The sequence below is a fragment of the Corynebacterium sp. S5S1 genome (assembly GCF_001913985.1).
GTDB lineage: Bacteria > Actinomycetota > Actinomycetes > Mycobacteriales > Mycobacteriaceae > Corynebacterium > Corynebacterium marquesiae.
In genome coordinates this window covers 1-3695 of record NZ_MKXT01000078.1, presented here as the reverse complement: position 1 = coordinate 3695, position 3695 = coordinate 1, and the positions used below count along the sequence as shown (strand labels likewise).

The 3695-nt window shown below is 56.2% G+C and carries 6 protein-coding genes; all 6 read right to left on the bottom strand.

Features of this window, described 5'->3' with window-relative positions:
* Positions 1-54: 54 nt before the first annotated feature.
* Entirely contained in the window at positions 55-1008 is a 954-nt protein-coding gene (locus BKN05_RS12130) for a ParA family protein (protein WP_018120666.1), read from the bottom strand.
* Positions 1009-1018: 10 nt separating this feature from the next.
* Positions 1019-1585: a 16S rRNA (guanine(527)-N(7))-methyltransferase RsmG gene (rsmG, locus tag BKN05_RS12125; RefSeq protein ID WP_286688748.1), complete on the bottom strand. Its 567-nt coding sequence runs from the start codon at positions 1583-1585 to the stop codon at positions 1019-1021.
* Positions 1585-2640 (bottom strand): membrane protein insertase YidC, encoded by a 1056-nt coding sequence (yidC, locus tag BKN05_RS12120; protein WP_018120668.1) that lies wholly within the window; start codon positions 2638-2640, stop codon positions 1585-1587. Before yidC ends, rsmG begins: the two co-directional genes overlap by 1 nt.
* Before the next feature lie 9 nt (positions 2641-2649).
* Positions 2650-2853, bottom strand: coding sequence for a membrane protein insertion efficiency factor YidD (gene yidD / locus BKN05_RS12115; protein WP_390885513.1), 204 nt, complete (start codon positions 2851-2853; stop codon positions 2650-2652).
* A 107-nt stretch (positions 2854-2960) separates the two neighbouring features.
* Positions 2961-3353, bottom strand: coding sequence for a ribonuclease P protein component (rnpA, locus tag BKN05_RS12110; RefSeq protein ID WP_039733882.1), 393 nt, complete (start codon positions 3351-3353; stop codon positions 2961-2963).
* Between the two features lie 3 nt (positions 3354-3356).
* Positions 3357-3500, bottom strand: coding sequence for a 50S ribosomal protein L34 (gene rpmH, locus BKN05_RS12105; protein ID WP_081604941.1), 144 nt, complete (start codon positions 3498-3500; stop codon positions 3357-3359).
* Between the last annotated feature and the right edge of the window lie 195 nt (positions 3501-3695).

Sequence of the window (3695 nt, the reverse complement as noted above, 5' to 3'; positions counted from 1 at the left end):
CAAGCCACCTTGTTTGTGGTTCGGTTTTTTCTCCGCCATGAAAACTCCTACTCCTTATGCTTCATCCGCTGGATTGTCTGCTGAGTTGCTTGCTACGGCATCGTTATCTGCGGCATTATCGACTGCCGCAACGTTGTCAGCTGCATCATCGCCAGCTTGCTGCGAGAGTTGCTCGTAGATTTCCGGGCTCACCCCAATCGGCCCGGTAGAGCTGTGGGGTACGTAGTCGCCGCGCTCATCCAATTCTTTGGCCGCCGCCCCATAAGCGTAGGCACCGTGTGAGCTTGGCGAATAATCAATGACCGTCTGCCCGTAGCCTGGTGCCTCTGAAACGCGCACAGAGCGTGGAATGACGTTGCCCAGAACCACGGCACCAAACTGCCCGCGAACTTCGTCAACGACTTGCTCTGCAAGCTTGGTGCGCCCGTCGTACATCGTCAGCAGCACACCAGAGATATGCAGGTCCGCGTTGAGGTGCTCGCGGATCATGGTGATGTTGTTCAGCAGCTGGCCCACACCTTCCAGCGCGTAGTACTCGCACTGGATCGGGATGATGACTTCTTGCACCGCAGTCATCGCGTTGATCGTCAACAGCCCGAGCGAAGGCGGGCAATCGATAAACACGTAATCGAACCCGTATTCGTCTAAAAATCCATTCTTGAGAGCGTCGGAAAGCCGGTATTCGCGCCGCACCAAGCTCACCAATTCGATCTCCGCGCCCGCCAGGTCAATGGTGGCTGGGATGCACCACAGGTTGTCACGGTTGGGGGATTGCTGCACGGCTTGTTTCGCGGTGGCGTTCCCGAGCAGCACCTCGTAACTCGAGTTTGTTCCCGTGCGGTGCTCCACACCCAGCGCTGTTGAGGCGTTGCCCTGTGGGTCGAGGTCGATGACCAGAACGGTGTGGCCTTGGTGGGCCAGGGCAGCGGCTAGGTTCACGGCGCTGGTGGTTTTGCCAACGCCGCCTTTCTGATTGGCGATCGTGATCAAGCGGGGCTGCTGTGTCATGCCAATGAGCTTACTTTACGCGGTGAACACGTATCAGGGTGGTGGATTCTTCCAGCTCAGCACCCACAGTGATGATTTCGGCGCGTTCGCCTTGTGCGCGCTTGATCGCGGATTTATCCCGCTCGATTTCTTCGCTTGCCGACGCCCCCTTCATCGCCAGCATCATTCCGCCGGGTTTACACAGCGGCAGTGACCAGCGCGCCAGCTTTGCTAGTGGGGCCACCGCGCGGGAAGTCACCACATCAAATTTCGCATCTTTGCCGAGATTTTCGGCACGGTCGCGAATCACGGTGACATTGTCGAGTCCGAGTTTCTCGGTGATCTCGGCAAGGTAGTTGGACCGCTTCAGCAATGGTTCCAGCAGTGTCACCTGAAGGTCTGGTCGTGCGATTGCCAGCGGGATGCCCGGCAGGCCTGCACCGGATCCAATATCGATGACGCGGGCGCCTTCTGGGATGGCTTCGCCGATCACCGCACAGTTGTAGATGTGTCGGTCCCGAGTAGTGGCGTCGGTGGCGAGGGATTCGTGATACGCAACTGCGAGATCCTGCCGATCTCCAAAAATGCGAGCGAGCATTACTTCTTCTTGCCCTTGTTGTGTTGCTTGCTCTGGGCCTGGCTTTGAGAATTGTTCTGGCCTGGGTTCTGGGATTGGTTTTGCGCCTGATTCTTGCGCTGCTTCTTGGTTTGCTTGTTCAGCTTCCGAGCTGCTGGTGCCGGTGCGGATGAGCGCTTGGCTTCCCGCTTTGCCTCTTCCTCGGCTTCTTCTTCCCGGTCCATCTTGCCGTAAATAATGCGAGTCTGAACGAATGTCCAGATGGTGTTGGTCAGCATGTAGAACAACAGACCAATGGTCCAGATAAAGCCGGTGGCCAAGGTGATGGCTGGCATGACCCAGAGCATCATCTTGTTCATCATGCCCATCTGCATCTGCATCATCTCGGCGTTGTCGCCGGTTGGCTGCGGGGTCTTGCCCGCAGCACGACGAGCCTCCTGACGTCCGACGGTAAACCGGGCGTTCAGGTGCGTCAGCGTCGCGATGGTCAGCACCAGCGGGACGGCAACCACGATGATGTTGAAACGCGTGAAGTCAGCGCCGAAGGTCTGCATGGCATCTTCGGACATCGAGATAAATGCCGAAAGCGGAACACCGAAAACGTCCGCATCCAAGAATGACTGGACATCTTCCACAGAGAAGGAGTAGTTCGGGATGTTGCGGTTTTCTTCGACCGTAAGTCCTGGTGAACCGAAGCGCTCCTCGGTGCGGTTGAACATGCGCAGCACGTGGAACAGACCAATGAAGACTGGAATCTGTGCCAACATCGGTAGGCACCCAGCCAGGGGGTTCATCCCGGATTCTTTATAAAACTTCTGCAGCTCTTGGCTCTGCCTGGTTTTATCGTTTTTGTACTTATCCCGGATCTCTTTCATCTTCGGCTGCAGCTCTTGCATCTTCCGGGAAGAGCGCAACTGCGTAATCATTGGCTTGACCAATAATGCCTTGATGGTCATGGTCAGCAAGATGATGGACAAGACCCAGGTATATCCGGAGTGCGGATCCATCACCAGGCTTAAGACGTCACGCCAAAAGCCGAGGATCCACGAAATCGGATAATAAATGAAATTAAGCACAAATAATCCTTATTCTGACTTGGTCTGAACGTAATCTGACGGCGCTTCCGCCGGGTGTGCAGACGGACTTGCAGGATCGTAGCCGCCTGGGTGCCAAGGGCCGCATTTAGAAATTCTCACGATAGCATAAACAAGCCCTTTGAAAACCCCATGACGCGCGAAAACTTCCAGGGCATAAGCGCTGCACGTGGGCTCAAAACGGCACGACGACACTGGTTTTTGTGAGGAAAGTTTCTTCTGATAAAAACGCACGGCCGCCACGCACCAGCGGGCGGGGCCGCGCGCATCCGGGATCGCTTGCCCATCAGTGTTGTAATACGTCACCGTGGGGCCGTTTCCGATCGTTTGGATCTTTTCTCGAGCTTGTGTAGCGCACGGAAAACCGCACTGCGCACGTCTTTACGCAGCTGCTCCGGCTCGGCGTCGACAAGCGCTGGCAAGGCACGCAGCACGACGTCGACGCTGGGATCGAGTTCTGCACACAACTCCCGACAAATATGCCGCAATTGGCGGGCGGTGCGGTGGCGGACGACGGCATTACCGACGCTTTTCGAGACGATAAGACCAAAACGGGGACCAGAAACAACGAGTGTCTCTGATCCCTGGTGTTGATAGCAATGCGCTATCACGCTACGTGATCCTGCCCGCCGCCCCTTTTTAGTGGTTCGCCGAAATTGTTGCGGCGAAGTCAGCTTATGCTGGCGGGGAAGCATGACTTAAGCGGTCAGCTTAGAACGACCCTTTTTGCGACGAGCTGCCACGATGGCGCGACCAGCACGCGTACGCATACGGGTACGGAAGCCGTGTACGCGTGCACGACGACGGTTGTTTGGTTGGTATGTACGTTTACCCTTTGCCACGGTAGATCTCCTTCACTAAACGGTACGACGCTGCCTTTTTGGCACGTCAAATACAAGTTCAAGAACCTTGACGCCTCGCCAGCGGCTTTGGGATAAGCGCTGCGGCGCGTGGGTGTCATTCGGTTCTCAAGCACACAGTCCAGGATTCTGGAATAGGTTCTGGAACCCAGGCTGTGAAAATACTTAGCCAGATTA

Bases quoted from the DNA above. Each gene is read 5' to 3' on its own strand.
- BKN05_RS12130 (WP_018120666.1), bottom strand. From the start codon at position 1,008: ATGACACAGCAGCCCCGCTTGATCACGATCGCCAATCAGAAAGGCGGC.
- rsmG (WP_286688748.1), bottom strand. From the start codon at position 1,585: ATGCTCGCTCGCATTTTTGGAGATCGGCAGGATCTCGCAGTTGCGTAT.
- rnpA (WP_039733882.1), bottom strand. From the start codon at position 3,353: ATGCTTCCCCGCCAGCATAAGCTGACTTCGCCGCAACAATTTCGGCGA.